At 72.9% G+C, this 26609-nt stretch carries 21 protein-coding genes; 7 read left to right on the forward strand and 14 right to left on the reverse strand.

The window, feature by feature from the left end:
• Nucleotides 1–42: 42 nt before the first annotated feature.
• From tdh to ACFYOH_RS18930, 7 genes are all read right to left on the reverse strand, one after another.
• Nucleotides 43–1071, reverse strand: a complete 1029-nt coding sequence (gene tdh, locus ACFYOH_RS18900) for an L-threonine 3-dehydrogenase (RefSeq protein WP_388626879.1) — start codon at nt 1069–1071, stop codon at nt 43–45.
• A 190-nt stretch (nt 1072–1261) separates the two neighbouring features.
• The gene (locus ACFYOH_RS18905) at nt 1262–1837 is read right to left on the reverse strand and encodes a GAF domain-containing protein (protein WP_388626881.1); all 576 of its coding nucleotides are present in this window, start codon (nt 1835–1837) and stop codon (nt 1262–1264) included.
• A 62-nt stretch (nt 1838–1899) separates the two neighbouring features.
• Entirely contained in the window at nt 1900–2499 is a 600-nt protein-coding gene (locus ACFYOH_RS18910) for an ATP/GTP-binding protein (RefSeq protein ID WP_388626882.1), read from the reverse strand.
• The gene (locus ACFYOH_RS18915) at nt 2477–2848 is read right to left on the reverse strand and encodes a DUF742 domain-containing protein (protein ID WP_388626884.1); all 372 of its coding nucleotides are present in this window, start codon (nt 2846–2848) and stop codon (nt 2477–2479) included. Before ACFYOH_RS18915 ends, ACFYOH_RS18910 begins: the two co-directional genes overlap by 23 nt.
• Before the next feature lie 2 nt (nt 2849–2850).
• Nucleotides 2851–3285 (reverse strand): roadblock/LC7 domain-containing protein, encoded by a 435-nt coding sequence (locus ACFYOH_RS18920; protein ID WP_388626886.1) that lies wholly within the window; start codon nt 3283–3285, stop codon nt 2851–2853.
• A 94-nt stretch (nt 3286–3379) separates the two neighbouring features.
• Nucleotides 3380–5701, reverse strand: a complete 2322-nt coding sequence (locus tag ACFYOH_RS18925; protein WP_388626888.1) for an ATP-binding protein — start codon at nt 5699–5701, stop codon at nt 3380–3382.
• Nucleotides 5702–6265: 564 nt separating this feature from the next.
• Nucleotides 6266–7432 (reverse strand): MBL fold metallo-hydrolase, encoded by a 1167-nt coding sequence (locus ACFYOH_RS18930; RefSeq protein WP_388626890.1) that lies wholly within the window; start codon nt 7430–7432, stop codon nt 6266–6268.
• Nucleotides 7433–7664: 232 nt separating this feature from the next.
• On the opposite strand from ACFYOH_RS18930, the gene ACFYOH_RS18935 reads away from it, so the two are divergent.
• From ACFYOH_RS18935 to ACFYOH_RS18950, 4 genes are read left to right on the forward strand one after another with little or no spacing between them, the layout of a single operon-like run.
• A complete protein-coding gene (locus tag ACFYOH_RS18935; RefSeq protein ID WP_388626892.1) occupies nt 7665–8822 on the forward strand; it encodes an acyl-CoA dehydrogenase family protein in 1158 nt (385 codons plus the stop codon).
• Nucleotides 8822–10477: a thiamine pyrophosphate-dependent enzyme gene (locus ACFYOH_RS18940; protein ID WP_388626893.1), complete on the forward strand. Its 1656-nt coding sequence runs from the start codon at nt 8822–8824 to the stop codon at nt 10475–10477. The genes ACFYOH_RS18935 and ACFYOH_RS18940 overlap by 1 nt, the downstream gene beginning before the upstream one ends.
• Nucleotides 10474–11658, forward strand: coding sequence for a Glu/Leu/Phe/Val dehydrogenase dimerization domain-containing protein (locus ACFYOH_RS18945; protein WP_388626895.1), 1185 nt, complete (start codon nt 10474–10476; stop codon nt 11656–11658). Before ACFYOH_RS18940 ends, ACFYOH_RS18945 begins: the two co-directional genes overlap by 4 nt.
• Nucleotides 11655–13961, forward strand: coding sequence for an acetate--CoA ligase family protein (locus ACFYOH_RS18950; protein ID WP_388626897.1), 2307 nt, complete (start codon nt 11655–11657; stop codon nt 13959–13961). Before ACFYOH_RS18945 ends, ACFYOH_RS18950 begins: the two co-directional genes overlap by 4 nt.
• 198 nt (nt 13962–14159) lie before the next feature.
• Here the strand turns inward: ACFYOH_RS18950 and ACFYOH_RS18955 are convergent, their stop codons facing one another.
• Nucleotides 14160–15713: an APC family permease gene (locus tag ACFYOH_RS18955; RefSeq protein ID WP_388626899.1), complete on the reverse strand. Its 1554-nt coding sequence runs from the start codon at nt 15711–15713 to the stop codon at nt 14160–14162.
• A gap of 190 nt (nt 15714–15903) precedes the next feature.
• Between ACFYOH_RS18955 and ACFYOH_RS18960 the strand changes: the two genes are divergently transcribed.
• A complete protein-coding gene (locus ACFYOH_RS18960; protein WP_388626901.1) occupies nt 15904–16518 on the forward strand; it encodes a TetR/AcrR family transcriptional regulator in 615 nt (204 codons plus the stop codon).
• 146 nt (nt 16519–16664) lie between these two features.
• Here the strand turns inward: ACFYOH_RS18960 and ACFYOH_RS18965 are convergent, their stop codons facing one another.
• A complete protein-coding gene (locus ACFYOH_RS18965) occupies nt 16665–17450 on the reverse strand; it encodes an SGNH/GDSL hydrolase family protein (protein WP_388627202.1) in 786 nt (261 codons plus the stop codon).
• A gap of 157 nt (nt 17451–17607) precedes the next feature.
• On the reverse strand, nt 17608–19680 hold the full coding sequence (locus ACFYOH_RS18970; RefSeq protein ID WP_388626903.1) for an alpha-galactosidase: 2073 nt from the start codon (nt 19678–19680) through the stop codon (nt 17608–17610).
• A gap of 173 nt (nt 19681–19853) precedes the next feature.
• On the opposite strand from ACFYOH_RS18970, the gene ACFYOH_RS18975 reads away from it, so the two are divergent.
• The gene (locus ACFYOH_RS18975; protein ID WP_388626905.1) at nt 19854–20651 is read left to right on the forward strand and encodes a tyrosine-protein phosphatase; all 798 of its coding nucleotides are present in this window, start codon (nt 19854–19856) and stop codon (nt 20649–20651) included.
• Between the two features lie 12 nt (nt 20652–20663).
• On the opposite strand, the gene ACFYOH_RS18980 is transcribed toward ACFYOH_RS18975, so the two are convergent.
• Together ACFYOH_RS18980 and ACFYOH_RS18985 are read right to left on the reverse strand one after the other, a co-directional pair.
• Nucleotides 20664–20786 carry a DUF6126 family protein gene (locus tag ACFYOH_RS18980; RefSeq protein WP_388626906.1) on the reverse strand — a complete coding sequence of 41 codons (123 nt, stop codon included), beginning with the start codon at nt 20784–20786 and terminating at the stop codon, nt 20664–20666.
• A complete protein-coding gene (locus ACFYOH_RS18985; protein WP_388626908.1) occupies nt 20783–21406 on the reverse strand; it encodes a helix-turn-helix domain-containing protein in 624 nt (207 codons plus the stop codon). Before ACFYOH_RS18985 ends, ACFYOH_RS18980 begins: the two co-directional genes overlap by 4 nt.
• A gap of 225 nt (nt 21407–21631) precedes the next feature.
• Between ACFYOH_RS18985 and ACFYOH_RS18990 the strand changes: the two genes are divergently transcribed.
• The gene (locus ACFYOH_RS18990) at nt 21632–23230 is read left to right on the forward strand and encodes an alpha/beta fold hydrolase (protein WP_388626909.1); all 1599 of its coding nucleotides are present in this window, start codon (nt 21632–21634) and stop codon (nt 23228–23230) included.
• Nucleotides 23231–23312: 82 nt separating this feature from the next.
• Here ACFYOH_RS18990 and ACFYOH_RS18995 read toward each other — a convergent pair whose 3' ends face one another.
• Nucleotides 23313–24698 carry an aspartate aminotransferase family protein gene (locus tag ACFYOH_RS18995; RefSeq protein ID WP_388626911.1) on the reverse strand — a complete coding sequence of 462 codons (1386 nt, stop codon included), beginning with the start codon at nt 24696–24698 and terminating at the stop codon, nt 23313–23315.
• Nucleotides 24695–26593, reverse strand: coding sequence for a 1-deoxy-D-xylulose-5-phosphate synthase (dxs, locus tag ACFYOH_RS19000; protein WP_388626912.1), 1899 nt, complete (start codon nt 26591–26593; stop codon nt 24695–24697). The genes ACFYOH_RS18995 and dxs overlap by 4 nt, the downstream gene beginning before the upstream one ends.
• Nucleotides 26594–26609: the final 16 nt, after the last annotated feature.

Consider the following 26609-nt stretch of genomic DNA (forward strand, 5'->3'; position numbering starts at 1 on the left):
GAAGCTCCTGAAAGTGCTGGCGCGGCTGGGGATTGACGTCGCTTACGCGGTCCAGTCGAGGATGACCTTGCCGCCCTTGCCGATCGCGGCGTCGGCGAAGGCCGCCTCGAAGTCGCGGTAGCCGTAACGGCCGGTGATCACGGGGGCGAGGTCCAGGCCGCCCTCCAGCAGCACCGACATCGCGTACCAGGTCTCGAACATCTCGCGGCCGTAGATGCCCTTGATGGTGATCATCGAGGTGACGATCCGGGCCCAGTCGACCGGGAACTCCTGCGCCGGCAGGCCGAGCATGGCGATACGGCCGCCGTGCGTCATGTTGGCGATCATGTCCCGCATGGCCTCGGGGCGGCCGGACATCTCCAGGCCGATGTCGAAGCCCTCGCGCAGACTCAGCTCCCGCTGTCCGTCGGCGATGGAGGTCTCCGCGACGTTCAGGGCGAGGCTCACGCCGATCTTGCGGGCCAGCTCCAGGCGCTCCTCGCTGACGTCGGTGATGACGACGTTGCGGGCGCCCGCGTGCCGGGCCACGGCGGCGGCCATCAGGCCGATCGGTCCGGCGCCCGTGATCAGCACGTCCTCGCCGACCAGCGGGAACGACAGCGCGGTGTGCACGGCGTTGCCGAAGGGGTCGAAGATCGCGGCGACATCGAGGTCGACGGGGACCCGGTGCACCCAGACATTGCTCGCGGGCAGGGCGACGTACTCGGCGAAGGCACCGTCCCGGCCGACACCGAGGCCGACCGTGGCTCGGCACAGATGGCGACGGCCGGCCAGGCAGTTGCGGCACTTGCCGCACACCAGATGGCCCTCGCCGCTGACCCGGTCGCCGATGCGGATGTCACTCACGTCCCGGCCGGTCTCGACGACCTGCCCGACGAACTCGTGGCCGAGCACGAGCGGGGTCCTGATCGCCTGCTGCGCCCAGCCGTCCCAGGCCCGGATGTGCAGGTCGGTGCCGCAGATACCGGTCCGCATGACCTTGATGAGTACGTCACCCGGGCCGATCTCGGGCTCCGGGACGTCCGTCAGCCAGAGCCCCGGCTCCGCCTTCTCCTTGACCAGCGCCTTCACGCGTGCGGCTCCTGTGGGTGAGATCCCGGCCCGCGGGCATGCCGAAGACGCCCGCACCGGGTCAGAGGGGTGGAATCACCCTGCAATCTGCCGTATGCGCGGGCCGCGGGTCCATCGAGCTTTTCTTAACCGCCGCCTCAGCTTTCCTTCACGCCTCAGGTACCGGCGGCCAAAGGGCCGCCCCGGCCCGTCACAGGGGCAACCCGTCCTCGGCGCTCCGTTCGAGGCGTACGACGAGATCGGCGGCCAGCGCCTTGATCGTCTCCAGGCCGGACCGGCCCCAGACGCGGGGCTCGGTGTCGGCCGCGCACACGGTGCCGAGCGCCATGCCGGAGCTGTCGATGAGCGGGGCGCCGAGATAGGAGCGGATGCCGTACTCGTCCACCACGGGGTTTCCGGCGAACCGCGGATAGTCGCGGACGTCCTCGAGCACCAGCGCCTTGCGGCGGACCACCACATGGGGGCAGAACCCGTGCTCGCGCGGCAGGACCCGGCCGAACTCCGGCCTGCTGCCGTCCTCCCGGACCGGCGGCGCGACGGCGGGGACGCACAGGCCGGCGAAGAACTGGTGGTCCTCGCCGACGAAGTTGACCATGGCGTAGGGCGCGCCGGTGAGCCGGGCGAGATGGTCCGCGAAGGCGTCCAGCGCCGGGTCGGGACGGTCCGCCAGGCCGAGCAGGCGCAGTCGGTGGACGCGGGCCGGGGCCTCCTTGTCCTCGGGAGTGAGCAGCAGACCCCGGACCGGCCGGGGCGGCTCGTAGGTCATGGCCGGGCTCCGGCGCTGTGGGCGTACCTCATGGGGGGAACTCCGTGGACGGTAGTGCGGGATCACATGTGGGCGCCATGGCTCGGCGCCGTCGCGGGGGCGTGGGCGAGGAGGTGGCGTACGAGCGTGAGCAGGGTCTGCACGCCGGAGCTGGAGATCCGGGCGTCGCACCTGACGACGGGGATCGCGGGGTCCAGGTCGATGGCGGCACGCACCTCCTCGGGGTCGTAGCGGTAGCCGCCGTCGAACTCGTTGATGGCGACGATGAAGCCGAGTCCGCGCTCCTCGAAGAAGTCCACGGCCGCGAAGCAGTCCTGCAGCCGGCGGGTGTCGGCGAGGATCACCGCGCCGAGCGCGCCCTCGGACAGCTCGTCCCACATGAACCAGAACCGCTCCTGCCCCGGCGTGCCGAACAGGTACAGCACATGGTCCGGATCGAGGGTGATCCGGCCGAAGTCCATGGCGACCGTCGTCTCCATCTTGTTCTCGACGCCGTCGAGACTGTCCGTGCCGACGCTGACCGTGGTGAGCAGCTCCTCCGTGCTGAGCGGCGCGATCTCGCTGACCGCGCCCACGAAGGTCGTCTTGCCGACCCCGAACCCGCCCGCCACCAGGATCTTCAGCGCGGTCGGGAACGGGTCAGAGCTGTCGTCGTAGTCCATCGAGCACTGCCTCCAGCAGAGACCGGTCAGTGGGTGTGTGGTGGAAAGCGGGGGGCTTGGTGGTCAGCGCCCCGCAGTCGACGAGGTCCGAGAGCAGCACCTTGGTGACCACCGCGGGCAGTTTCAGATGCGCGGCGGCCTCGGCGACCGAGACGGGCGCCCGGCACAGGTCGAGCGCCTGGGCGTGCTCGGGGCCGAGATAGCCGAGCGGGGTGACGCCGGTGGCCATCACCTGTGACATCAGGTCCAGGGCGATGCTGGGCTCGGTGCGTCCGTTGCTGACCGTGAACGGGCGCACCAGCCGTCCGGCCGCGTCGTCCAGCCACGGCCCGTCGCCGGCTGCGGCCACGCTCAAGGCCTCGTCGCCGTGGGTTCGACGGCGTGCTGCCGGGGGGCCGTCACCAGGTAGGGGCGGACGCTCTTGACGAGCATCGCCATCTCGTAGCCGAGCACGGCGGCGTCGGCCTCGCGGCCCGCGAGCACGGCGAGGCAGGTGCCGGAGCCGGCGGTGGTGACGAACAGCAGGGTCGAGTCCAGCTCGACGACGACCTGGCGGACCTCCCCGCCGTCGCCGAACCGGACGCCCGCGCTGCGGGCGAGGGAGTACAGGCCGGAGGCCAGGGCCGCCATGTGGTCGGCACTGTCGATGTCGAGGCCGTGCACGGACTTCACCAGCCCGTCACAGGACAGGAGCACCGCGCTGGTGGTGTGCGGTACGCGCTGCACGAGGCCGCTCAGCAGCCAGTCGAGGTCGGATGCGTGGGCGGTCGGCGCATCGCTCGCCATGGTGGATCGACTCCTTGGGGTACGAGGTCTTCGGGAGCGCTGGCGGTTGGGGGGAATGGTCGTCGGTGATGGGGGGGTGGGTACGGTGCGGGCGTCAGCCGGCCGGGGCGCTCCCGTCGGGCCGGCCGGCGCCACGAGCACCGTCGGATGCGGGCGCGTGGGTGCGCCGCCCCTGCGATATGGGGGTGGGGTCCATGTGGTCGGGGCCCATGTGGTCCAAGCTCGTATGGTCTGAGCCCATGGGGTCCGGCTGCACACGGGGTGGGTCGGTGAACTCTGTTGCTGCGGGCCGGATGTGATGGCTCATCAGGGGGACTGCGGCATGGCTGGCGTCCATGTGGGCTGAGCCCAGGAGGGCGGAGTCCAGTTGGTCGGCGTCCGGACGGGCGGGCTCCCGGCTCGCCATGTGCTGTTGCGCCTCGGCGAGTCCGATCCCGCGCTGGAAGGCCGCCATCAGCCCCGGGTCGTGACCCGGGACGGTGTCGCCCTCCGGGCGGGGTACGGGGCCGCCGCGCAACTGGGGGACGATGTGCTCCTGCGCGCGGCGCCGGGGCAGTTGGGGCTTGTTCATGGTGCCGCGCACGGTGCCGCTGCGCGGGGTGGGCAGGATGCCCGCGTGCGCCTCGATCGCCGCCCGGTCCCCGCTGCCGATGCCGGGCACGGCCTCGGCGGGGGTGGGCCGGTCCTGCCGGGCGCCCCGCACCGGAAGCGGCGCGAGGCCACCTCCGTTCCGCCGGCCGTCACCGCTCTCACCGGGCCGTACGTCCCCGCTCCCGGCGTCGCGCCGCCCGCTCCCGCGCTGGGCGTGCCGCCGCCGGCCGGTCAGCTGAGCCGGGTCGCCCGGTGAGCCGCCCTCTCCCGGGGAACCCGCTACGGGGCCTGCCCCGGCCACGGCCCTCGAGCCGGCGGCGGGCTCGGCGTCCGGCCCGGCACCGCCGCGCGCGGAGCCGGCATCCCCGGACCGCGCTCCCGGCACAGGCGCAGGCGCAGGCGCAGCTGCGGGCGCCGGCGCGGGCCCCCGCTCCTGCCCCAGCCCGTGCCCCTGCCGCCGGCCGAACCCACCGGCCTGCCCCTGACCCTGTGCACCGCTCTGGCCCGGCAGCCGTACCTGCGGCGACGCCCCGGTGTCCGCCGGATCCTGCGGCCGGTGCACGCCCGCCCCGGTGGCGGCATCGGCGATCGTGCCGGCGACCACGCCGCCCGCCCCGGGCACCGTGCCCAACAACGCCTGGGGAACCACGAGTACGGCCTGCACACCGCCGTAGATGTTGGTCTGCAGCCGCACATGGATGCCGTGCCGCCGGGCGAGCTGGGAGACGACGTAGAGGCCGATCCGGCCGTCGGCCAGCAGGCTGGCGACGTTGACCTGGTCGGGGTCGGCGAGCAGGGCGTTCATCCGGTTCTGCTCGCCGACGGGCATGCCGAGCCCGCGGTCCTCGACCTCCACGGCCAGCCCGGAGGTGACGAGGTTGGCGCGCAGCAGCACCTGGGTGTGGGGGGCGGAGAACACCGAGGCGTTCTCGATGAGTTCGGCGAGCAGATGGATGACGTCCGCGACGGCGTGGCCGCGCAGTTCGCCGTCGATCGGCGGCACCAGCTTCACCCGCGAGTACTGCTCGACCTCGGCGATGGCGGAGCGCAGGACCTCGGTCATGCTGACCGGGTTGCTCCACTGGCGCCGGGAGACGGCGCCGCCGAGCACGGCGAGGTTCTCGGCGTGGCGCCGGATGCGGGTGGCCAGGTGGTCCACGTGGAACAGGCCCTTGAGCAGGTCGGGGTCCTCGATCTCGTTCTCGAGGTCGTCGAGGATCGAGATCTCCCGGTGCACGAGGGACTGGAGCCGGCGCGCGAGGTTGACGAAGACCTCCAGCTTCTGCTCGCTGCCCGCCTGGCTGGAGAGCTGGGCGGCGCGCACGACGGCGGTGACGGCGCCGTCGTGCGCGCGGGCCAGGTCGGCGGCGAGCAGTTCGAAGTCGTCGGCGTCCTCGGGCGGGCGGCGGCGCGATGTGCGCTGCGGCGGGGCCTCCCCCTGGCGCAGCGCGTCGACCAGGGCGTGCAGGTCGGCCTCGCCGCGCGCGGCGGTGCGGCGCAGCGCGTCGACGCGGTCGGAGACCGAACGGGCGGCCCGGTCGGCGGCCACGGCGGCGATGAGGATGCCGGCGACGGCCACGGTGACCGCTCCGGCCAGTACGGCCCACAGCACGGGCCCGGTGCGCGCGCCGGAGGAGCGGATGCTGAACAGCACGGCGGCGGTGGCGCTCAGCGCGACCGCGAGGGGCGGCAGCACGGCGAGCCGCATGAGCTGGGGCCGTATGTGCGTCTCGGGCAGTGCGGGAGCGGGTCGGGCGACCGGTCGCCCGTGCCGGCCGCCCTCGCGGCGGTCGGCACGGGCGACCGGTGCTCGGAGGTGAGACATCTGCGTCCTCGTACTAGTCCGTCGGGCTGCCATGCGGCCACTGACAGTAGTCGCCTCCCCCTCATGTGCGGGGGGCAGTTGACAAAGTCCCGCAGGATTGGTCCCGCTCTGGTATGAGGCCTCGTACGACAGACCGATTACCCGGTCAAGCACGGGAGTTGAACCCGAAACACATCGATACGACTCGTGCAGAATCCATCACGACGACGCGATCGTCGTCGCGGCGGACTATTACGGAGAGTATCCGCTTTGGCCTTGGCTGGGGCGTGGGGACTGAAGACCTCCGTACGGCGTCGTCGAATCCGGCGCGAGCGAGGACGGCGAGCATGGGCTCGGTCAGCTGGAGCCAGGTCCTCGGGCGCCGGGCCACCCGGCGCAGTCCGGCCCGCGGGGGCGGTTCGGCCGGTACGGCGCCGGCGTCGGCGCGGGGCCGCCCAGGTCGGCCGCCTGGCGGCGCATGGTCAGGGCAGCGAGCCCGTCACGGTCGCCGAGGGCGACAGCCACGCTGAGGCCCGGCGGGCGACCGAGGCGTCCCCGCCCCTCGGAGTTGACGGCTCAGCGGCGTCACCTGCGAGCGGGCGGCTCCGCCACGAACGCGCCGACCGAGCGCCAGGTGCGCCGCAGCTCCCCGGAGACGCCGCGCCACCACGCCTCCGCCGGGAGCTTGCCCGCCGGCTCGAAGGGCTCGCCCGGGCGGGGCAGGGCCACCGCCTGGCCGGCCTCCTCGGCGACCTCCTTCGTCCACTCACCCGGCTCGGCCCAGGGGTGCGGGGCCAGGTTGAAGGTGCCCCAGTGGATCGGCAGCAGCGCGCCGTGCGGTGCTCCGCCCTGCAGGTCGAGGTGGGCGCGCAGGCCCTCCTCGGGGGTCATGTGGATGTCGGGCCAGAACTCGCTGTAGGCGCCGATCTGGATCATCGTGGCGTCGAACGGGCCGTGCTCGGCACCGATGTCCTTGAAGCCCTCGAAATAGCCCGTGTCACCGCTGTGGTAGATCCGGTGCTCCTCGCCGGCGACGGCCCAGGACGCCCAGAGCGTGTGCTGGGTGTTGCGCAGGCCGCGGCCGCAGAAGTGCCGGGCGGGCGTCGCGGTGAGGGTGAGGCCGCGGACCCGCGTCGACTCGTGCCAGTCCAGCTCGCGCAGGCGGTCCGGGGAGACGCCCCAGTGTTCGAGGTGGGCGCCGACGCCGAGCGGCACGGCGAAGACGGTGTCGGTGCCGGCCAGCGCCTTGATCGAGGGCAGGTCCAGGTGGTCGTAGTGGTCGTGCGAGATGACGACCGCGTCGACCTCGCCGAGCGCGGCCAGCGGCAGCGGCACGGGGTGCAGCCGCCTGGGGCCGGCGAAGGGGAACGGGGAGCAGCGCTCGCCCCATACGGGGTCGAACAGCACCCGGTGACCGTCGATCTCCGCGAGGACGCTGGAATGGCCCATCCAGGTCAGCCGCAGTCCGGTGGCGGGCGGCTTGGCCAGGTCGGCGAAGGTGGTGGGATGCACCGGGACGGTGCCCTTCGGGGCCCGAAGGGGCCGGGTTTCCTTGTCGAGGAACACCTTCGCCAGGTCCAGCGTGGAGCCGGAGGGCCGGGTGCGCGCGGTGCCGCCCGGGTTCTGGAAGACACCGTCCTTGAAGTGGAGGGAGCGGCGGATGCGTGCCAGGCGCTCTCCGCCCGGTTCCGCGCCGAAGGCCGCGGGCCGCAGGGCGCGGAGCCCGGAGCTCGAGGAACGCAGTCCGGTCACGGTACCTCCCGGTGGAGTGGGTGAGGCTCCCCATTATGGTCGGCCCCTCCGACAGTCCGGCCCCGGCGGGGGCACCTCAGCGGGCCCGGCGGCACGCTACTGAACCTCGGTTCAGCACGTTGACAGGTCACGGACCGGCTCCGGATACTGACTCACGATTCAGTAGAGCGTTCAGTGGAGCTCTGCCCTGCGCCCTTCGCCGACCACCGTCCGCGGCCGCATTGGAGGCACCATGTCCGACCTCCCCACCGAGCTGGTCCCGCTCCGCCCCGAACAGCGCGACGTCGTCGATCTCGCCCGTGCCTTCGCCCGCGAGGAGATACGGCCACGCGCGCGTGCCGTGGACGAGGCCGACGTGGAGACACCCTGGGACCTGTGGCGCAGGGCCGCCGAGGTCGGCATCACCGGGTTCATGCTGCCGGAGGAGTACGGCGGGGGCGGCTTCACCGACGTCTTCACCCAGTGCCTGGTCCAGGAGGAGCTGTGCGTGGGCGACCTGGGCATCGGCAACCTGCTGTGCTCCAACGGCTTCTTCGCCGACCCCGTCCTCGAACTCGGAACCAAGGAGCAGAAGCAGGAGTGGCTGACGCCCCTCGCCGGACCGGACACCCCGATGACGGCGCTGGCGACGACCGAGCCCGGCGCCGGCTCCGACGCCGCGTCGATCGTCACCGCCGCACACCGCACGGCCGGCGGCTACCGGTTGCACGGCCAGAAGGCGTGGATCTCGAACGCGGGCGAGGCCGAGAGCTACGTGGTCTTCGCCAAGACCGACCCCACCCGGCGCTCGCGCGGGGTCAGCGCCTTCCTGCTGCGCAAGGGCACCGAGGGGATGACCTTCGGCGAGCCCATGCGCAAGATGGGGCAGCGGGCGATCGTCTGCCGGGAGATCTTCTTCGAGGACGCGTTCGTACCCGAGGAGCACCGGCTCGGCGCGGAGGGCGAGGGCTTCGTCGGGCTGATGCGGACCTTCGACATCTCCCGTACGGTGCTGGGCGCGGCGGCGACGGGCGTGGCCCGGGCGGCGTACGAGTACGCGCGCGACTACGCCCGTGAGCGGCGGCAGTTCGGCAAGCCGGTCATCGAGCACCAGGCGGTCGCCTTCCGGCTCGCCGACATGCGCACGCGCGTGGAGCAGGCCCGGCTGATGACCTGGCGGGCGGCCCGCCGGCTGGACGCGGGTCTGGAGGCGACCGCGGAGGCCGCGATGGCCAAACTGACGGCGTCGGAGACAGCCGCGTACTGCACCTGGGCGGCCGTGCAGACGCTCGGCGGCTGGGGCTACTCGCGGGAGTTCCCGGTGGAGCAGTGGATGCGGGACGCCAAACTGGAGGAGATCGAGGAGGGCACCTCCGACATCATGCGGCTCGTCATCGCGCGGAGTCTGTGATGGGCGCTCTCGCCGAGCCGGTGTCCCAGGCCGCCGCCGACGGCCTGCTGACGGGCGGCCAGGCGCTCGTACGGGCCCTGCGGGCGCACGGCGTGACCCGCGTCTTCGGCATCCCGGGCACCCACAATCTGGAGATCCACCGGCATCTGCCCGCCTACGGCATCGACCATGTGACGCCCCGCCACGAGCAGGGTGCCGGGTACGCGGCCGACGGGTACGCGCGCGTGACGGGCCGTCCGGGGGTCGTGCTCACCACGACCGGGCCCGCCCTGCTGAACGCGGCGGCCGCCGTCGGCGAGGCCTACGCGGACAGCGTGCCGCTGCTGGTCGTCTCGCCGGGCATGCCGCTCGGCCATCCCCGGCTGGCCACCGGCGCGCTGCACGAGATGCGCAGCCAGACCGACGCCCTGCGCGGGGTCGCCGCGTTCAGTCACCGGGTCTCGTCGGTCGCGGAGATCGACGCGGCCGTGGCCCGGGCCTTCACCCTGTTCCGCATCCGGCGCCCGCGCCCCGCCCACATCGAGGTGCCGCTGGACCTGCTGACGGCGACCCAGGTGCTGGGGCCCGTCCGGCGGGCCCCGTGCGCCCTACTGCCCGCGCCCGCCCCGGCGGCCGTACGACGCGCCGTCACGGCCCTCTCCGGCGCCCGCCGCCCCGCGCTCGTGCTCGGCGGCGGAGCCGTCGGCGCGCGGGCGCAGTGTCTCGCCCTCGCCGAGCGCCTGGGCGCGCCCGTCGTGACCACGGCGGCCGGCAAGGGCACGGTCGCGGAGACCCATCCGCTGTCCCTCGGCGTCTCCCTGCACAGCCTGGCCGTGCAGAAGTGGCTCGCCACGCGGGACGCCGTCCTCGCCGTCGGCACGGAGCTGTCCGAGTCCGATTTCTGGACCGCCCCACCGCCCCTGGACGGCACGCTCGTACGCGTCGATCTCGACCCGGACCAGATGTACGCGGGCGCCGCGGTGGACGTACCGCTCGTGGCGGACGCGCGGCTCGCCCTGGAGGCCCTGCTGACGGAACTGCCGGACGACCGGCACGCGCGCGTACCCCGAAAGAAGCCGCACACGCGCGTGGCCGGCGAGGTGGCCGCCCTGCGCGCCGCGCGCGATACCGAGACGGCCGCGCGGGACGCCCGCTGGATCCCGTATCTGCGGGCGGTGCGTGCGGTGCTGGCGGCCGATGCCGTCATCACCTCCGACAGCGCCCAGTGCTGCTACTACGGCGCTCTCCCCCACCTGCCCGTCGGCCCCGAGGGCCGGTATCTGCACCCCACCGGCTTCGGCACCCTCGGCTACGCGCTGCCCGCAGCGCTGGGCGCCAAGGTCGCCGAGCCGCACCGACAGGTGCTCGCACTCAGCGGGGACGGCGGACTGCAGTTCACGGTGCAGGAACTGGCGACCGCCGCACAGCTCCGACTCCCGTTGCCCATAGTGGTGTTCGACAACGGCGGCTACGGCGAGATCCGCGACGAGATGCGGGCGCGCGGCGACGCGCCGGCCGCGGTGGACCTCGCGCCGGTCGACCTGCCCGCCCTGGCCCGCGCCTATGGAGGACACGGCACGCGCGCGTGCGACCCGGCCGCGCTGGCGGGTGCCGTGACCGAGGCCCTCGACCGGCCCGGCCCCACCCTGATCACCGTCCCCGAGGAGACCCCATGACCGCCACCGCTCCCCTGATGTCGCTCGTCTGGACCGACCACGTCACCGGCCGCCGGGGCTTCCTGGTCGTGGACCGGCTGGTGCGCGGCGTGGCCAGCGGCGGACTGCGGATGCGCCCCGGCTGCACGCTGGAGGAGGTGGCGGGGCTCGCCCGCGGCATGACGATGAAGGAGGCGCTGCACTACGACCCCGAGGCGCGCTATGTGCCCCTCGGCGGCGCCAAGGGCGGCATCGACTGCGACCCCCAGGACCCGCAGGCGTACGGACTTCTGGTGCGCTATCTGCGCGCCATGCGCCCGTACATCGAGAGTTTCTGGACCACCGGCGAGGACCTCGGCCTCACCCAGGACCTGGTCGACCGCGCGGCGGCCGAGGCGGGTCTGGTCTCCTCCATCCAGGCCGTGTACCCGCTGCTGGACGACGAGGCGGCGGCCCGCGAGCGGCTCGCGGCCGCCTTCGCGGTCGAGGTGGACGGCATCGGTCTGGACGAACTGGCCGGCGGCTGCGGGGTCGCCGAGTCGGTGCTCGCGGCGCTGGACCGCGCGGGCGTCCCCTACCCGGGCACCCGGGTGGCCGTACAGGGGCTCGGCACGATGGGCGGGGCCACCGCGCGGTTCCTCGCACGCGCGGGGCTGACGGTGGTGGCGGTCGCCGACATCAAGGGGACCATCGCCAATCCCGCCGGGCTGGACGTCGAGGCCCTGCTGGCCGCGCGGGACGGTTACGGCGCGGTGGACCGCCGTGTGCTGCGCCCCGGCGACCGCGAACTGCCCGGCGACGCCTGGCTGTCCGCCGACGCGGAGGTGCTCGTACCGGCGGCCGTGTCGTACGCGATCGACACCGCCGACCAGGACCGGATCCGCGCCCGCTGGATCGTGGAGGCCGCCAACATGCCCGTACTTCCGGAGGCGGAGGAGCTGCTGGCCACGCGGGGGGTCACCGTGCTGCCGGACGTGGTGGTCAACTCCGGTACGAACGCCTGGTGGTGGTGGACCCTGTTCGGCGACATCGGCGCGGACGCCGACGAGGCCTTCGCGCACATCCGGCGCTCCATGCGCGCCCTGATCGGCCTGATCCTCGACCGTGCGGACGCCGACGGCACGACTCCGCGCGCGGCCGCCCACGCCCTGGTGACCGACCGGCTGCCGATGATCGCGGACCGCTTCGGGTGGTACCGGTGAGGGGCTCCGGCGCGCCTTCCCCGGACGCGCTGTTCGACCCCGCCTCGGTCGCCGTCGTCGGCGCCTCCGCGCAGCCCGGGAAGTGGGGCTACTGGCTGGCCAAGGGGGCACTGGCCGGGCGGGCGCGGCGGGCGGTGCACCTGGTGAACCGGCGGGGCGGCAGCCTGGACGGCGTGCCGTTCCGGGCCGGGCTCACCGGGCTCGCCTGCGAGCACGTCGTGGTGGCCGTGCCGCCCGCGCACGTACGGCCCGTGGTGACCGAGGGCCTGGCGGCCGGCGCCCGCCACTTCACCGTCATCACCTCCGGCGGGGACCCGGCCGGGGAGCGCGCGCTGGCCCGCGAGGTGACCGCCCGGGGCGCCCGGCTGCTCGGCCCCAACTGCATGGGTCTGGTCGACACGGGCAGCGAACTGCGGCTCAGCTGGGGCGAGTTCCCGGCGGGCGCGGTTGGCCTGGTGTCGCAGAGCGGGAACCTCGCGCTGGAGATCGGGCGGCTGCTCGCCCGCGCGGGACAGGGCTTCTCCCGGTTCGTCTCGCTCGGCAACCAGCGCGACATCGACGCGGCGGAGGCCCTGGAGACGCTCGTCACGCACGCGCCCACCCGGGTGCTCGCCGCCTACGTGGAGGACTTCCGCGACGGCCGCCGTCTCGCCCGGGTGCTGCGGGCCGCGCACGCGGCGGGCAAACCGGTCCTGCTGCTCACGGTCGGCCGCAGCCCCGCCGCCGCGGGCGCCGCCGCCTCCCACACGGGCGCCATGGTCAGTTCGTACGACACGGTGGCGGCCGTCTGCCGGGACAGCGGCGCGCTGCTGCTGGATTCGGCGGGCGAGCTGGTGGACACGGCGGTGTGTCTGCCGGCCGTGCGCGGGTGGTTGCCGGGGGCCGGGAGGAGCGGGCGGGGGTCGGACAACGCCGGTGGGCAAACGCTCCATGGCCAACGTCTGTTGGCGAACAGGCGTGGGCAGACCGCGGCGGGGGACAACGCATGTGGGCAAACAGACGTTGGCGAACAGGCGTTGGCCGCGTCGGCCGGCGACCGTCGACACCCCCCGGCCGGGGTCGGCGTTCCCCAGCCAACCCCATCCCCGCCAACGCCCGTTGGCCAACCGCCGTTGACCGACACCCGCTGTCCCGCCGCCCTCCGCATCGCGATCGTAGGAGACAGCGGCGGTCAGGGCGCCCTCGCCGCCGACGCGTTCGCGATGCGCGGCGCCCGGGTGCCGAAACTGTCGGCCGCCACGGTGCGCCGCGTGGCCGAGGCGCTGCCACCCGCCGCCGGCTGCAGCAACCCCGTCGACCTGGCGGGCGCGGGCGAGGCCGATCTCGGCAGCTACGCGCGCGTGGCGGAGACACTGCTGGGCAGCGGGGAGGCCGACGCGGTCGTCCTGACCGGTTACTTCGGCGACTACGCCAGCGCGGACCCCCAACGCACCGCCCACGAGTGCGAGGTGGCCGGCGCGCTCGCCGACGCCGCCGCCCGTACCGGACGCCCGCTGCTCGTGCACACCATGGCCCGCGACACCCCTGCCCTCGCCGTCCTGCGCGAGCGCGGGACACCCGTGTACGAGCGCATCGAGCAGGCGGCCACAGCCCTCACCGGGGCCGTACGGCTCGCCGCCGCGGCGGCGACCGACCCGCCACCTCTCCCCCGCTCCGCGCCACCCGCGCCCGACGGCGGTTACGAGACCGTCCGCGCCCTGCTCGCCGCCCACGGACTGCGCTTTCCCCAGGCCGAGTTCGTGCCCGACTCCGAGGAGGAGGCGGTCGCGGCGGCCCGGCGCGTGGGCTTCCCGGTCGTGCTCAAGGCGATGGGCCTCGCGCACAAGACGGAGGCCGGCGGGGTCGCGCTGGGCCTCGGCGACCCGGATGCCGTACGCGCGGCCCTGGCCCGGATGCGCGCGTCCACCGGCGCCGCACGCTACGCCGTCGAGGCCATGGCGGCACCGGCACACGCCCACGAGCTGATCGTCGGCGTCCGGCACGACCCGGCGTTCGGCCCGGTCGCCCTGGCCGGCATCGGCGGCGTCACCGCGGAACTGCACGCCGACACCGCGCTCGCCCTGGCCCCGCTCACCCCGGCACGCGCGCGTGCGCTGCTGGTCGGGCTGCGCCACGCACCCCTGCTGACCGGCTGGCGCGGCGCCCCGCCCGTCGACCTGGAGTCCGCCGCGACCGCCCTGTGCGTGATCACTCAAGTGGCCGCCGCACACCCGGAGTTCACCGAGCTGGAGGTCAACCCGCTGCTGGTGCATGCGGACGGCGCGCTCGCCCTGGACGCGCATGCGGTCGTCCGGGGCGCATGACGGAAGCTGACAGCGGGGGGCGCCTCGGCGACCCTGTACGACGATGTCATGGCGCGGACGAATACCGGCGGAAGTGCCACGCCTGCGCTGCGGCCCGAAACGACGACATGCGATCACGGAGGGCCTCCCGGCGCCCCTCGGCCGCGAAGCCCTCCGCGATCGCCCGCCCGCGATGTCGAAACAAGCGCGGAGCGCCCGTTACCCCTTCTCCCTGCGCGTTCGCGCCCCCGCCGCATAGAAGCCCAACCCGATGGCCACGAACAGCACCAGCGGTACGACCTGGCTGAGGGTGTAGGCCGCCCGTTGCCCGGCGAAGGAGTGCGGGAGTGAGTCCGCGGGGCTGCCGCCGGTGCCGAACCAGCCGACGCCGAAGCCGGGCCAGATCAGGACGACGACCGTGAAGGCCACGAAGGCGGTGGCGAGGCCGCTGATGAGGCGGGCGCCGAGCAGCCCGCCGGGGACGGCGTAGGGGCGGGGCACGTCCGGGTGCTTGCGGCGCAGGACGGCGAGGCTCGGGAACGTGATGACGTAGGAGATGAAGGTGGTGGAGATGGTCAGGCCCAGGCCCGCCGCGAAGTACTTCTCGCCGTCGCCGCCGGTGAGGTTGAGGGCGGTCACGAACAGCGCGGAGGCGAGGACGGCGGAGAGCAGGTTCACCCGTACCGGAGTGCCGTGCTTGGCGGAGATGTGGCCGAGCCAGGCGGGGCCGGCGCCGTCCGCGCAGGCCACGGCCTGGGCGCGGTGGGCTCCCATGGCCCAGGTGACGCCCGAGGTGAGCAGCCCGACAATGAGTCCGGCGGCCGCGATCCCGCCGCACACCGCGCCGAAGCCGGTGAGGGTGACCGTGCCGTCCGCCGCGATCGAGCCGCCGTAGACCGTGAAGACGGCCTTGCAGGCGTCGATGAACCCGCCGAGGCTGCCGATGCGTTCGCTCGGCAGGACGAACAGGATGCCGAGGATCGGGCCGCCGTAGAGCACGAGTGCGGCGAGGCCGGAGCGGAGGATGGACAGCGGGATGTCCCGGCGCGGGTTGCGCATCTCCTCGGCCGCCGAGCTGGGGAGTTCGAAGCCGACGTAGTTGAAGATCAGCACGGGGACCAGGGCGACGAAGCCGGTGTAGGTCGGCGTGAAGCCGCCGGCGGGCAGGGCGTGCACGCCGTTGCGGACGGCGTAGACGACGACCGAGACGAGGAAGAAGCCCAGCAGCACGACCCGGGCGGCGGCACCGGCGATCGGCACCCACTTCCCGATCCGCACCGACTGGACGACGGCCAGCGCGCCGCCCCAGATGAACACGAACCCGGCGAGGTACTTCCAGGCGCCGGGCAGCGGGGTGAAGAACTCCTCCCAGGTCGTCAGGGCGATGATGCACAGGCTGCCGCCCACCCAGACCGGGTTGGAGATCCAGTACAGCAGCTGGTTGACGCCCGCCGTGAGCCGACCGAGGGCCAGCCGGGTCCACACGTACGGGCCGCCCTGCACCGGGAAGGCGGCGCCGAGTTCGGCGACGAGCAGGCCGTACGGCACGAAGAACGCGAGCGCGAGGATCGCCATCCAGGTCAGGCCCTGGGGGCCCTGGGCGGCCACCGAGCCGATGGTGTCCAGGCCGACGAGCCTGCAGATGAGGAAGAACAGCACGTCGCGCCGGCGCAGCTCCTTGCGGAGCCGGATGCGCTGCTCGCCCCAGCCGGCGGAGAGATCGGGTGTGTCGGGGCCTTGTGGGTGCGCGGAGGTGGTCGGGGCGTGGGTCACGGGCGGACTCCTACGGGCGCGGGCTGACTCCTATGACGGCGGGGGGTGGCGTTGGCACGGTGGCCGACTGTGGCGGCGGACCGCTTACTGACTGAACGAGCAGTCAGTAGTGCGGGTACTGTGACCCCGGCCGCACAGGGGTGTCAAGAGGTCGTCGGCGCATGTCCAGGCGGCTGTGTAGGGTGACCGCGTGGCGAGAGTGCGGTTGAGCGTGGCCGAGCGGCGGGAGGAACTGCTGCGGGCCGCCATCGGGCAGATCGAGGCGCGGGGCGTGGCGGCGGTCAGGATCGCCGACGTCGCGGCGGCGCTCGGGGTGAGCAACGCGCTGGTGCTGTACCACTTCTCGACGAAGGAGAAGCTGGTCGCCGCCGCGTTCACCTACGCGGCCGAGGACGATCTCGCGCACCTGCGCAAGCTGCTGGGCCGGCGGACGTCCGCGCTGCGCCGGCTGCGGGCCGCGGTGCGCTGGTACGCGCCGACCGGGCAGGCCAAGGGCTGGCGGCTGTGGATCGAGGGCTGGGCCGTGGCCCTGCGGGAGCCCGCCCTGCGGGAGGTCACCCGGGACCTGGACAAGCAGTGGAAGGCCGCGATCACCGAGGTCATCGCCGAGGGCGTGGCGGCGGGCGAGTTCGCCTGTGCCGATCCGGCCGGCGCCGCGCTGCGGCTGACCGCGCTGCTGGACGGGCTCGCCGTGCAGCTGACGTCGTACCCGGGAGCGGTGCCGCGGACGCGCGCGCAGGAATGGGTCGACGACGCGCTGGCACGGGAACTGGGCCTGGACCGGGAGGCGTTGACGGAGCGCTAGGCGCATTGCCCTGTGAGGCCGGGGCCACGCGCGCTTCGGGGCCGTCTCCGGGCAGGCACACTCGCCGACGGCTGAGCCGGGCGCACCACCCACGAACACCCGTGCCCCGCACCGCAGGTCACACGGTGGGGGGCACGGCGATGCGGTCAGGCCACCGAGGCGATGCGCATCTTGATGTCGTCGGGCGACATGGCGCCCTTCGCCGTCACATGGTCGCCGGAGGACTCGCCGCGCAGTCGGCGGCCGATCCACGGGACGAGGTACTCGCGGGCCCAGTGGACGTCGTCGCGGCGGATCTCCAGGGTGCCGCGGGGCGGTTGCGGCGGCCACGGCTGCTCCGGGTCGGCCGGGACCTCCAGACCGAGGACCTGACCGGCGCGCAGCGCCACGCGCGTGTGCCCTTCGGGCGAGAGGTGCAGCCGGTCGCTGTCCCACGCCCTGCGGTCCTGCACGGACCTCAGGGACCACAGGTCGAGCACGGGACATCCGTATCGGTCCGCGATGGCGCGGACGTGCCCGTTGTACGTGGCGATCTTGCCGCGCAGATGCTTGAGCACGGGGACGCCACGGGTGTCGAAGCCGGTCGTCACCATGACCGTGCCGGCCGTCTCGGTCAGCCGGACCACGGCCCGTTCGAAGCGCTCGGCCACCTCGTCCGGGTCCGTGCCGGGCCGGATGACGTCATTGCCGCCCGCACAGAAGGAGACCAGGTCCGGGGCCAGTTCGACGGCCTTCGGGAGCTGGTCCTGCACGATCTGGTCGAGCAGCTTCCCGCGGACCGCGAGATTGGTGTAGTTGAAGTCGCCCTCGGGCCGCCGGTCGGCGAGCAGTACCGCGAACCGGTCGGCCCAGCCGACGAACGCCCCGTCGGGCCCCGGGTCGCCGACGCCCTCGGTGAAGCTGTCCCCCACCGCCACGTACGACCCGATCACTGATCTGTTGTCATTCTTCGAATCGTCTGCCACGTCGGACCATGATTCCCCTTCGGATGTGACCTACGCGACCGTAAGGAGGGGTTGACGAACGGTGAGATGTGACACCCTCAAATAATTTGCCATTCGGGAATAGCGCTGGTCCCGCGCCGGAATCTCAGATGCGGCGCAGTCGGAGAACCGTCGCATCCAGGTCGCCCTTGAGTCCGGTGCGCAGGCCGTGGTGCAGCAGGACGGCACCACGGTGAACCTCATCCGTTTCGCGGCATTCGTACGATGCCGTGGGATCGAGTCCGCGCAGACGCAGCGCCGGCGCCGGCTCGCCGTGGCTCTGCGCCTGGAGCCAGGCGAGGACCACCGTCTCCTCGCCCAGGAGGTACTGGACGGCGCTCAGACCGCCGGCCGGGGGCCGCAGCCGGTACAGCTCGCCCTGCTGGACGACCGGGCGGATCTCCTTGTAGAGCTCGACCCAGCGCCCGGCCTCGGCCAGGTCCTCTTCGGTCCACTCGTTGAGGTCGCCGCCGACCCCGAGGACGCCCGCCATGGCGCTGACGAACCGGAACCGCAGGGAGCTGACCCGGCCGTTGAGCTGGGTGTTCGGGCTGTCGGTGACCCAGGCGGCCATGACCCGGGCGGGGTGGATCTGGCTGAAGCCGTACTGGATGGCGAGCCGGTCGAGCGGGTCGGTGTTGTCGGAGGTCCACACCTGGTCGGTGCGGCTCATCACACCGAGATCGATCCGGCCGCCGCCGCCCGAGCAGGACTCGAAGGCGACCTGCGGGTGGGCGGCGCGCAGCCGGTCCAGCAAGGCGTAGAAGGCGCGGACATGGTCCACCCACAGGCGCTGCGGATACGGCTCCCCGGGCCAGCCGGCGTCGGTGAAGCAGCGGTTGAAGTCCCACTTCACATAGTCGATCGGCGCGCTGGAGAGCAGGGTGTCCAGCTGCTCCCAGAGGTACTCCTGGACGTCCTCGCGGGCGAGGTTGAGGACGAGCTGGTTGCGCAGCTCCGTCCGCTTCCGTCCCGGCTGGTACTGCACCCAGTCGGGGTGGGCGCGGTACAGGTCGCTGTCCGGGTTGACCATCTCGGGCTCGACCCAGATGCCGAACTGCATGCCGAGGCCGTGCACCTGGTCGGCGAGGGGCTTCAGGCCGTGCGGGAAGCGGTCGGGGTTGGGGGTCCAGTCGCCGAGGCCTGCGCGGTCGCTGGTGCGGGCGCCGAACCAGCCGTCGTCCACGACGAACAGTTCCACGCCGATCCCGGCCGCCCGGCGGGCGAGCGCGAGCTGCTGCTGCTCGGAGATGTCGAAGGTCGTCGCCTCCCAGGAGTTGAAGAGCACCGGCCGGTCCCGCTCGGCGTCCGGGATGACGTACGCGCACTGGTAGGCGTGCCAGGTGCGGCTCGCGCCGCCGAAACCGCCGTCGCTCCACAGCCCGGCGAAGACGGGGGTGGTGTACGACTCCCCCGGCTCGAGGAGCAGCAGCCCCGAGTCGTCGTAGCCGGCGCCGCCCGTGATCTGCACGCGCGCGTCCGGGAGTTGCGCGACCGCGATACGCCAGGAGCCGGACCAGCCGAGCGCGCAGCCGTAGACCTCGCCCAGCTCCTCGGTGGCGTCGGTGTCGAGCGCCACCCAGGGCAGGTGCTGGTGGCCGGTGTGGCCGCGGCGGCTGCCGATGGCCTTCTCGCCGTAGGTGAGCGGGGCGGTGGTGAGGCGGGACTCGGCGGCCCAGCGGCCGTGCAGCTGGGACAGCCGCCAGCCGTCGCGGTCGGGCAGCGTCCAGGTGGCCGCGTCGGCCCGCAGCAGCTCCACGCGCGTGTGCGTGCCGTTCGCCACCGTGACCCAGCGCTCGACGACGTCACCGCGCATCCGGTAGTGCAGGGTGACGGCGAGGCCGTCGTCATCGAAGCGCAGCCGCAGCTCGTCGCCCTCCGTCTCGTACGACACGAAACGCCACTCGGTGCCGCGGCGCTCCTCGGTGCGCACGGACAGGGCGGGGCGGACGAAGCGGGGGCCGCCCTCCACGGGGTACTCCTCGCGGCCGTCCAACGGGGACTCGAAGGGCCAGTAGCCGGGCAGTGGGGCCTCGGCGAGGGCGTCCGCGTCCGCGAGGGCGATGCGTGGCCCCCAGTGCAGGTGGAGCAGCTCGTCCGCGTCGGTGAGATGCAGGGCATAGCTACTGGTGGGCCCCGAGAGGAGCCAGGTACGACCGTCTTCGGCGATGTCCACCACGTAAGACCTCACAGGTGCCAACAGATCCGCTCAAGTGCCAACATCATCAGGTGACGCAGCCCCTGGTGACAATGCCTGTGGACAACTCCTTGCCCGAGGAAACCGATGTCGTATGGTCGACGGAGTGCCCGCCGGCGAGTCGCGACGGCGGGGCCCGACCGCGAGGAGCCCCCGTGACGCAGCAGGTCCCGTCGACCGAGCCGGAGCTGGCCGGTGTGCGCAATTTCCGTGACGTGGGCGGACTGCCCACCACGGACGGACGACGGGTTCGTCACGGCGTGCTGTTCCGCAGCGGGCACCTGGCGCACGCGACGGAGGACGACGCGGCCTTCCTCGCCTCCCTGGGCCTGCACACGATCTTCGACTTCCGCAACGCGGCCGACCAGAAGCTGGAGGGCCCGGACGTCGAGCTGCCCGGCGTACGGAACGTGAACCTGCCGCTGAGCGACCCGGCGGACGGCGCCGAGTTCTGGAAGATGGTCCGCGACGGCGATCTCGACCAGCTGCGCGGCATCCTGTCCGACGGCAAGGGGGCGGCCCGGATGATCGCCTCGTACCGGTCGATCGTCATGGAGCGCACCGCCGAGCACTCCCAGGTGCTGCGAGCGCTCGTCGAGGAGAGCGTGCCCGCGCTGATGCACTGCGCGGCGGGCAAGGACCGCGCCGGCATCTCCATAGCCGTGACACTCCTCGCGCTCGGCGTGGAGCGCGAGGCGATCGTCGCCGACTACCTGGAGTCCAACGCCAAGCACCGGCGCTACAAGGTCCGCCGCAACGGCAGCGCGGACACCGCGTACACCCCGGAGATCATGGAGCTGCTCAGCCCGCTCTTCGACGCCCGCGCCGAGTACCTCCACGCGGCGTTCGAGACCATCGAGGAGACCTGGGGCGGGGTGGACACCTACCTGGAACGGGGTCTCGGTCTCACCCCGGCGTCCCGCGACGCGCTGCGCGAGCGCCTGCTGGACTGACCGGCCGGCGCGTCAGTTCTTCGCGCCCAGCGCGAACAGCAGGAAGAGGAACCCGGCCAGGACATGGCCGAGGGCGATGTAGATGATCAGGCGGATCCACAGGGAACGGGGGAACTTCGTCTCCAGGTCGCTCATGGCAGCTCTCCGGTCAGCGGCCCCAGGCACAGCGTGGCCGTGGGGCTCTGTAGCAGGGTGTGGACGAACAGCAGCTCGACGCCGTCGTGGTCCTCGGCGGCGAGGCGGTGCGGGGTGAGCGAGTCGAAGTGCGCGCTGTCGCCGGGCGCGAGCAGGTGCACCGTGTCGCCGAGGCGCAGCCGCAGCCGGCCCCGCAGGACGTAGAGCCACTCCTCGCCGGGGTGGACCCGCACGACGTCGCCCTGTGAGCCGTACGGCACGCGCACGCGCAGGGCCTGCATGGCGCGGCCGGGCGCCCCGGCCTGGAAGTACGTCCAGCCGCCCGCCCGGGTCGGCTCCATGTCCCCGGCCCGCACGATCGCGTCCCGGTCGGCGGCCGTCTCGCCGAGCAGTTCGGAGACGGTCGTACTGTAGATACGGGCGAGGGCCAGCAGCATCGGCAACGACGGCTGCCGCTGTCCTGTCTCCAGCCGGGACAGATGGGCCGGTGAGAGCCCGGCGGCGCGGGCCGCGACCTCCAGAGTGAGGCCGGCGCGCCGCCGCAGTGCCCGCAATTGCGGTGCGACGGCGGGCAACTCGCCGCCCGGGCCTGCCGGCGGCCCGGCGTCTGAGGCGTTCATGCCTCCATTCAGCCCCGTTCTTGCCCAGTGGGCAATTTTCTTGCCTCTGAGGCAAAGGAGCCAGTTCTGGGCGCGCCTCTGTCCCTCGTGATCCGGCCGCCGGACGATCCGCGCTCCGTATGCGCGCCATCGCGGGTCCCGTTATGGTCCAAAGGTGCGCCCTGCCCAGATCACCCGGGCGCCCTCCCGATCGTTCACCATCGTCCCGAAGCGACCGGAGGGCAGATGGCACTCACCCCCACGGGCCGCCGTCGCCGCACGCTGCCTCCGCTCCGGGCCGGGTCGGCCCGGGTCGCGACCGGGATCCTCGTCATCGGCCTGCTCGCGGCGCCCGCGCACGCACAGCAGGGCACCGGCAGCGGGACGGCGATCGGCACCGTCGCCCGGACGGTGGGTGATGCCCGCTTCGTGCCGGGCGCCTGCCCGAAGACCGCGGAGCCGGTCCCCGCGCTGAAGGGAGCCCGCTGCGGCACGCTCAGGGTGCCCGAGAACCGCACCCGGCGGGGCGGCCGGACGATCACCCTCGGCGTGGCGATCGTCCCGGCGACCGCGGCCAAGCCGAAGGCCGACCCCGTCGTGTGGTTCGCCGGCGGACCCGGCGACGACGCGGTCGGGGAGGCGCGGATGGCGGTCGACGGCGGCCTGAACCGCGACCGGGACCTGATCCTCATGTCCCAGCGGGGGACGTACTCCGCCGACCCGGCGCTCACCTGTCCCGGCGTGGACGCGTTCAACGCACGCGCGGTCGGCCTGGTCCATGACGCCCCGTCCACCGAGCGCCTGCACGTCGAGGCGACCCGGACCTGCCGTGGCCGGCTGGCACGCCGCGGGATCGGCCTCAGCTCCTACAACGGCACCGAGAGCGCCGCCGACTACGCGGACCTGCGTCTCGCCCTGGGCCTCGAGCAGTGGAACGTCTTCGGCATCTCCTACGGCACCGACCTGGCGCTCCTCTACCTGCGGCTGCACCCGGAGGGCATCCGTTCGGTCGGCATCGACGGCATCCTGCCGCCGTCCAGGGCCGGTTCGGCCCTGACCTGGAGCAGCGCCCGGCAGGGCTTCGACGGTCTGTTCAAGGCCTGCGCCGCACAGCCCGCGTGCGCCCGCCGCTATCCCCACCTGTCGGCCACCTTCGACCGCCTCGTCCGCGAGCTCGAGGCGCGTCCGGTCACCACGACGGTCACGGTCCCCGGCCGCAGGGCGCCGGTGAAGGTCGTACTGGACGGCGGGGCCCTGGTGAACTGGCTGACCTCCGCCACCCACGTGGCGCCGGGGGTGCCGCGCTCGCTCGACGAGCTGGCCCACGGCAGGCCGCAGCGGATCGCCGTGCAGTGGGCGGGCGGCAAGCTCAGCCCCCAGGCCGCCGGAAGGGTGTCCCACGGGCTCGCCTACGGCGTCTTCTGCAGTGAATGGGTGCCGTACGAGAGCCGGGCCGAGGCGATCCGAGGAGGGCGGGAGGCGTTCCCGTCGTTCCCCCGCTCGGTGCTGGCCCAGGCTCCGCAGCTCACCTTCCTCCGCCCGGACTGCGCCGTCTGGAACGTCCCCGCGGCGCCGCGCTCGGTCCGCAACGTCACGCGCAGCGACATCCCCACCCTCGCCCTGTCCGGCGGGTTCGACTCCCAGACGGGGGCGGACAACGGGCCGTACGTCGCCCGGACGCTGAGCCGGGCCACCGTCGTCACGGTCCCCTACACCGCCCATGTGACTTTCGCCGCGTCGCCGTGCGCGCAGGCGATCACCCGCTCGTTCCTCGACACCCCGGCCGCGCCGGACACCGGATGCCTCAAGGACGTCAAGCCGCCGCAGTTCGAGATCGGACCCTAGCGGTACGACTCGCGCGGCGGGTCCGTGCCCGCGCTCCGCACCGGGCCGGTGCCGGTGCCGGGCGCGGGCACGGACCGCGCGGTCAGCGGTTGGCCACCGCCTGCTTGATCAGGGTCTTGCCGAAGTTCCACATCAGGCCGCCGCCGCTGTGGGCGTCGTCCATCACGGCCGTGAACGCGTCCACGAACCGCTCGACGTCCGCCTCGTCGATGATCAGCGGCGGGATCAGCTTGATCACCTCCAGATGGTCCCCGGAGACCTGGGTGAGGATCCGGTGCCTTTGCAGCAGCGGTACGACGACCATCTGCGCGAACAGGCCCTTGCGGGCGGCCTGGAGCATGGTCCAGCGGCTGCGCAGCTTCAGCGAGGAGGGCCTGCCGAACTCGATGCCGATCATCAGGCCCCGGCCCCGGACGTCGGCGAGCAGCTCGTAGGTGTCGATCAGTGCGGTCAGCCGGGACTTCAGCAGCTCGCCCGTCTTGCGCACGCCCGCGACGATCTGCTCGTTCTCCATGACCGACAGCACGGCGAGCCCGCACGCCATCGCCTGCGCGTTGGAGCCGAAGCTCGCCGAGTGGACCAGGACCCGGTCCATGGACGAGTAGACCTTCTTGAAGATCCAGTCCTTGCCGAGGGTGGCGCCGACCGGTACGTATCCGCCGGACAGCGCCTTGGCCACACACACCAGGTCGGGTTCGACGCCGTCCTCGTGCTGGTAGGCGTAGAAGTCGCCGGTGCGGCCGAGACCGGTCTGCACCTCGTCGGCGATGAGCAGTGCCTTGTGCTTCTGCAGCAGTTCCTGGGCGGCGCGCAGATAGCCGGGTGGCGCCTCGTGCACCCCCTTGCCCTGGATCGGCTCCACGATCAGGGCGGCCACGTCGCCCTTCTTCAGCTCCCGCGCCAGGGCGTCGAGGTCCCCGAGCGGTACGGCGGTGTCGGGCAGCAGCGGGGCGAAGCCGTCCCGGAAGCCGCTCTCGCCGTTGACCGACAGGGAGCCGGTGGTCAGGCCGTGGAAGGCGTGGTCGCAGTAGAGGATGCGGCGCTTGCCGGTGGCGTACCGGGCGAACTTCAGCGCCGTCTCCACGGCCTCCGTGCCGCTGTTGCCGAAGAACACCCGGTCCAGGTGCGGGCTGTGGGCGAGGAGCCGTTCGGCGAGCAGTCCGGGCAGCGGCTGGCAGTCGAACCGGGTGAGGTCGGCGAGGTCCAGGTCGAGCACGTCGTGCAGCGCCTTGCGGACGACCGGGTGGTGGCGGCCGAGGCCCATCACCCCGAACCCGGCGAGCATGTCCAGGTGGTCGTTGCCGTCCGCGTCGAAGAAGTGGGCGCCCTCGGCCCGCTCGTAGACCTTGTCGAAGCCGATGGTGTGCAGCATGCGGGGGAGCTGCGGATTGAGGTACTTGGTGTGCAGCTCGTAGCGTTCGGCTCCGCGCTCGGCGAGCAGCGCGCCGAGGTCGAACTCCGTGCTCATTCACTCTCCTTGGCCGGGCCGCCCGCGTCCTTGACGGCCAGGCTCCCACTGATCCGCCCGGCGATCTCGACGGGCGTGAGACCGATGTCGGCCAGCACCTCGCCGCGCTTGGCGTGCGCGAGGAACTGCTCCGGAATGCCGAACCGCCGTACCGGCACGTCCACGTCGGCGTCGCCGAGCGCCAGCGCCACGGCCGAACCGACGCCCGCGGAGCGGCTGTTGTCCTCCACCACGGCCACCAGCCGGTGTTCGGCGGCGAGGCCCGGCAGCGAGGGGTCGACGGGCTTGACCCACCGGGGATCCACCACCGTGCAGTTGATGCCGCGCGCCTGGAGCAGATCGGCGGCCTGCAGGCACACCGGGGCCATCACGCCGACGGCGACGAGCAGCACCTCGGGGCGTTCGGCGCGGTGCAGGACGTCCATGCCGCCGACCCGGTCGAGTGCCGGGATGTCGGGGCCGACCGACTCCTTCGGGAAGCGCACCAGGGTGGGCGCGTCGTCCACGGCGACGGCCTCGCGCAGCTGGGCCCGCAGCTGGCCCGCGTCGCGCGGGGCGGCGATCCTGAGACCGGGGACGACCTGGAGGATGGACATGTCCCACATGCCGTTGTGGGAGGCCCCGTCCACGCCGGTGACGCCGGCCCGGTCCAGGACGAAGGTGACCCCGCAGCGGTGCAGCGCGACGTCCATCAGCAGTTGGTCGAAGGCGCGGTTGAGGAAGGTGGCGTACACGGCGACGACCGGGTGCAGCCCGCCGGTGGCGAGGCCGGCCGCGGAGACGGCCGCGTGCTGCTCGGCGATGCCCACGTCCCACACGCGGTCGGGGAAGCGCTCGGCGAACCGGCCGAGACCGACCGGGTGCAGCATGGCCGCCGTGATGGCGACGACGTCGTCCCGTTCCTCGCCGATCCGCACGATCTCGTCGCCGAACACCGAGGTCCAGGAAGGGCCGCCCGCCGGTGCGAGGGGCTCGCAGGTCAGCGGGTCCATCACGCCGACGGTGTGGAAGTGGTCCTCCTCGTGGGCGAGGGCGGGCTCGTAGCCACGTCCCTTCTCGGTGAGGCAGTGGACCAGGACCGGGCCGTGGAAGCGTTTCGCGCGGCGCAGCGCCGACTCGACGGCCTTGATGTCGTGGCCGTCGATCGGGCCGACGTACTTCAGGCCCAGGTCCTCGAACATGCCCTGCGGGGCGAAGGCGTCCTTGAAGCCCTTCTTCGCGCCGTGCAGGGACTCGTAGATGGTGTTCCCGACGATCGGGGTGCGCAGCAGTACGTCCTTGCCCCAGGCGAGGACCTTCTCGTAGCTGTCGGTGGTGCGCAGGGTGGCCAGGTGGTTGGCGAGGCCGCCGATGGTCGGGGCGTAGGAGCGCTCGTTGTCGTTGACGACGATGATCAGCGGGCGGTCCCTGGCGGCCGCGATGTTGTTCAGCGCCTCCCAGGCCATGCCGCCGGTCAGCGCGCCGTCGCCGATGACCGCGACCACATGGCCCTTCTCCCCCTGCACCTGGTTGGCCTTGGCGAGGCCGTCGGCCCAGCCGAGCGCCGTGGAGGCATGGCTGTTCTCGATGACGTCGTGCTCGGACTCCTCGCGCGAGGGGTAGCCGGACAGTCCGCCCTTGCGGCGCAGCTTGGAGAAGTCCTGACGCCCGGTCAGCAGCTTGTGGACGTAGGACTGGTGGCCGGTGTCCCACAGGATGCGGTCGACCGGTGACTCGAAGACCCGGTGGAGTGCGATGGAGAGTTCCACCACCCCCAGATTGGGTCCGAGGTGACCGCCGGTCCTCGATACCGCTTGCACCAGGAACTCACGTATTTCGTGTGACAGTTCGCCGAGTTTCGCCTCGGACAGCGCCTTCAGGTCGCGTGGTGTCCGGATGGTCTCCAGAATGCTCACGCTGGGCCCCCTCTCG

This window comes from Streptomyces sp. NPDC007856, from assembly GCF_042868225.1.
GTDB lineage: Bacteria > Actinomycetota > Actinomycetes > Streptomycetales > Streptomycetaceae > Streptomyces.

What these genes read in the sequence shown, in the direction of transcription:
- ACFYOH_RS18910 (WP_388626882.1), bottom strand. Translation starts at nt 2,499, where the DNA reads ATGGACTACGACGACAGCTCTGACCCGTTCCCGACCGCGCTGAAGATC.
- ACFYOH_RS18940 (WP_388626893.1), top strand. Translation starts at nt 8,822, where the DNA reads ATGGGCGCTCTCGCCGAGCCGGTGTCCCAGGCCGCCGCCGACGGCCTG.
- ACFYOH_RS18925 (WP_388626888.1), bottom strand. Translation starts at nt 5,701, where the DNA reads ATGTCTCACCTCCGAGCACCGGTCGCCCGTGCCGACCGCCGCGAGGGC.
- ACFYOH_RS18980 (WP_388626906.1), bottom strand. Translation starts at nt 20,786, where the DNA reads ATGAGCGACCTGGAGACGAAGTTCCCCCGTTCCCTGTGGATCCGCCTG.
- ACFYOH_RS18905 (WP_388626881.1), bottom strand. Translation starts at nt 1,837, where the DNA reads ATGACCTACGAGCCGCCCCGGCCGGTCCGGGGTCTGCTGCTCACTCCC.
- ACFYOH_RS18920 (WP_388626886.1), bottom strand. Translation starts at nt 3,285, where the DNA reads ATGGCGAGCGATGCGCCGACCGCCCACGCATCCGACCTCGACTGGCTG.
- ACFYOH_RS18985 (WP_388626908.1), bottom strand. Translation starts at nt 21,406, where the DNA reads ATGAACGCCTCAGACGCCGGGCCGCCGGCAGGCCCGGGCGGCGAGTTG.
- ACFYOH_RS18995 (WP_388626911.1), bottom strand. Translation starts at nt 24,698, where the DNA reads ATGAGCACGGAGTTCGACCTCGGCGCGCTGCTCGCCGAGCGCGGAGCC.
- ACFYOH_RS18990 (WP_388626909.1), top strand. Translation starts at nt 21,632, where the DNA reads ATGGCACTCACCCCCACGGGCCGCCGTCGCCGCACGCTGCCTCCGCTC.
- ACFYOH_RS18935 (WP_388626892.1), top strand. Translation starts at nt 7,665, where the DNA reads ATGTCCGACCTCCCCACCGAGCTGGTCCCGCTCCGCCCCGAACAGCGC.
- ACFYOH_RS18945 (WP_388626895.1), top strand. Translation starts at nt 10,474, where the DNA reads ATGACCGCCACCGCTCCCCTGATGTCGCTCGTCTGGACCGACCACGTC.